Source organism: Jeotgalibaca sp. A122 (assembly GCF_052266715.1).
GTDB lineage: Bacteria > Bacillota > Bacilli > Lactobacillales > Aerococcaceae > Jeotgalibaca.
The window spans coordinates 1-2,769 of the sequence record NZ_JBQPRB010000020.1; the positions used below are offsets into that span (position 1 = coordinate 1).

Here is a 2,769-nt window from a genome sequence, read left to right on the forward strand (position 1 = left end):
AAGTTGATTGCTCTTGTTGTTTTGCTGACTTACTTGTGTTGCGACACTTGCGTGTCGGCTTAATGTGCATCCGTCAGGATGCCCTGCACGTTTGGTTCGTTCATTCTTTGTTCAGTTTTCAAAGGTCAATCCGTTATCACGTGTTACGTGATGTTTCGTTCGTGACAACTTCTTAATAATACCACCTGTGCAACTTAATGTCAACACTTTTTTGAAATTATTTTTTCAAATTGTTTTGGGTGATAAGTAATTGCCCATGTGACAACTTTTATATGATACTTCATATAAGTAACAATGTCAAGAAAAATAATCATTTATTTTTTCAACAAGTTGACGCACTAATAACGACTTTTATATCCTATCACCCACAACAATTTTTAGCAAGTACTTTTTAAAAATTATGGTAACTGGAAACCACCCGATCGATATAGCTCATACCACTCTTCTCGAGATAGGCGGAGACTTGAAGCTTGCGTACTCGAAACTATTCTCCCAGGATTCATGCTTCCAATAATCGGTTGCATGTTAGCCGGGTGTCTCAATAACCATGCTATCGCAATTGCTTCACGGCTAACATTATATTCCTCTGCCAACCTATTAAGGACTTTATTTAACTGTTCATAATCCGAATGGTCGAATAATATGCCCTGCTTATCATTTCCTGCCTGGAAAGGAGACCAAGGCTGAATCGTAATATCATTTAAGCGGCAGTAATCTAAAATTGACCCATCCCGATCAATAGATAGTTCATTAGAGCGATTCACATTAAACCCAGCATCAATCATCGGATGATGGCTGACACTCATTTGAAGCTGATTAAAAACTAACGGCTGCCGAACATTTTTTTTCAACAATTCAATTTGCATAGGATTATGATTACTTACCCCAAAGAATCGTACTTTTCCTTGTCGTTCCAATTGCTCAAATGCTTCCGCTACTTCCTCTGGTTCAACCAAGGTATCCGGGCGATGTAATAATAGAGCATCTAAGTAGTCGGTTTTTAGGCGAGTTAAACTGCCTTCTACCGATTGGATGATATGTTCTTTGGAGAAGTCATACATTTTCCCAGGTATAATCCCTGTTTTGGATTGAATATAAACTGAATCTCGGGAAGTATCCAGTTCAGAAAATGCTTCGCCAAAAATCCGTTCTGATTCTCCTCCACCATAGATATCCGCATGGTCAAAATAATTGATGCCGCTATCTAATGCTGTCTCAATAACCCGTTCGGCTTCCTCATTTGACAGGCTGTTCATTCGCATGATTCCTAGTGCTAGTTCTGAAACCTCTAAATCTGTCTGTGCTATATTTATTTTTCTCATTTTCGCCCTCCTTTGTAAACGCTTCACTTTTAAAAGTATACCATATCCCTCAAGATAATGTATAATAATATGTAAAAAAATTGGGAGGAAATAACATGTGGTATGGTAATCTCTTCAATGAATTAGAAGCTTTACAAAACCCTGAAAGAGCAATTCCAATGGCGGCATATATGCGTAACCAGTTCCCTTTTTTAGGAATAGCCGCAGACCCACGTAAGAGTGTTGCTAAATCTTATTTTTTAATTGCCAAAAAAAACAAAATCATTGACTTTGATTTTGTGGAGGCATGTTTTCAAAAAGAGGAACGGGAGTTTCATTTGATGGGAGTAGATTATCTACTCGCCATCCAAGACATACTTACTCCAGATCATCTTCATTTAGTTAAGAAATATATTTTGACTAAGTCTTGGTGGGATACTGTTGATGGTTTAGATGGGGTTATTGGAAAAATGAGTTTAAAATTTCCTGAAGTGAAAAAAATGATGCTGGAATGGAGCCAAGCAGATAATTTTTGGTTACGCAGAGTCGCAATTGACCATCAACTTCTTTTTAAAACAAAAACTGATGAGAAACTGTTAGCCGAAATTATTATCAATAGTTTGGGGCAAAAAGAGTTTTTTATTAATAAGGCGATTGGTTGGGCACTTAGGGATTACAGTAAAACGAACCCTGAATGGGTGCGAACCTTTATAGAACAGTACCATAATGAAATGGCACCTTTGAGTATTCGTGAAGGTAAGAAATACCTTTAGATAAATTGTCAGTCAATATCGGCTTTATCATTTATGGTGTTAGTAGATATTCTTCTCAGAAATCTCGTAGGACGGCGTGGTCGTGTCAAGGATGTCATGCGAAAAATAGAGACCACTTGCGTTTCAGCGTCTACGGTCCCTTCGAGGCTTGCAAATCGGGAGACTACAGGCTCAGGGCGGTAAGTACACGCCAACACTAAGTCAACGTATAGGGCGAAGAGCATCTCCTTCACCAATACCAAATAACCAAGAACCGTAACATCCATCAAATTTCCCTCGGAAAACGCTGCTGATTAATTATAATTTTTAAGACAACAAAAAAGTCATGCAGATTGCTACTATAAGCAATTTACATGACTTTTATCATTTATTCTAATGTAGAGTACTCACATTCACTTCAAGCCACCTGTCGGGATCGAACCGACGACCTCCACCTTACCATGGTGGCGCTCTACCGACTGAGCTAAGACGGCAAGGAAAATAAAAAAAACTCCGCAAGTAGGACTCGAACCTACGACATCTTGATTAACAGTCAAGCGCTACTACCAACTGAGCTATTGCGGAATAATATTGATGCGCGGCAGCGTCCTACTCTCACAAAGGGAAACCCTTCACTACAATCGGCGCTAAGAAGCTTAACTTCTGTGTTCGGGATGGGAACAGGTGTGGCCTTCTCGCCATCGCCACCGCACATC

At 39.3% G+C, this 2,769-nt stretch carries 2 protein-coding genes, 2 tRNA genes and 1 rRNA gene; 1 reads left to right on the top strand and 4 read right to left on the bottom strand.

The window, feature by feature from the left end; all coding sequences use genetic code 11:
- Positions 1 to 398: 398 nt before the first annotated feature.
- Complete coding sequence (locus ACTU7M_RS11405) at positions 399 to 1,322, bottom strand: aldo/keto reductase (RefSeq protein WP_443474522.1); 924 nt, start codon at positions 1,320 to 1,322, stop codon at positions 399 to 401.
- A 95-nt stretch (positions 1,323 to 1,417) separates the two neighbouring features.
- On the opposite strand from ACTU7M_RS11405, the gene ACTU7M_RS11410 reads away from it, so the two are divergent.
- A complete protein-coding gene (locus ACTU7M_RS11410) occupies positions 1,418 to 2,074 on the top strand; it encodes a DNA alkylation repair protein (RefSeq protein ID WP_443474523.1) in 657 nt (218 codons plus the stop codon).
- 400 nt (positions 2,075 to 2,474) lie between these two features.
- On the opposite strand, the gene ACTU7M_RS11415 is transcribed toward ACTU7M_RS11410, so the two are convergent.
- The 3 genes from ACTU7M_RS11415 to rrf all read right to left on the bottom strand — a co-directional run bounded on the left by ACTU7M_RS11415 (position 2,475) and on the right by rrf (position 2,765).
- A tRNA-Thr gene (locus ACTU7M_RS11415) sits at positions 2,475 to 2,547 on the bottom strand.
- 17 nt (positions 2,548 to 2,564) lie between these two features.
- A tRNA-Asn gene (locus ACTU7M_RS11420) sits at positions 2,565 to 2,638 on the bottom strand.
- Between the two features lie 11 nt (positions 2,639 to 2,649).
- A 5S ribosomal RNA gene (gene rrf / locus ACTU7M_RS11425) occupies positions 2,650 to 2,765 on the bottom strand.
- Positions 2,766 to 2,769: the final 4 nt, after the last annotated feature.

Bases quoted from the DNA above. Each gene is read 5' to 3' on its own strand.
- ACTU7M_RS11405 (WP_443474522.1), bottom strand. From the start codon at position 1,322: ATGAGAAAAATAAATATAGCACAGACAGATTTAGAGGTTTCAGAACTA.
- ACTU7M_RS11410 (WP_443474523.1), top strand. From the start codon at position 1,418: ATGTGGTATGGTAATCTCTTCAATGAATTAGAAGCTTTACAAAACCCT.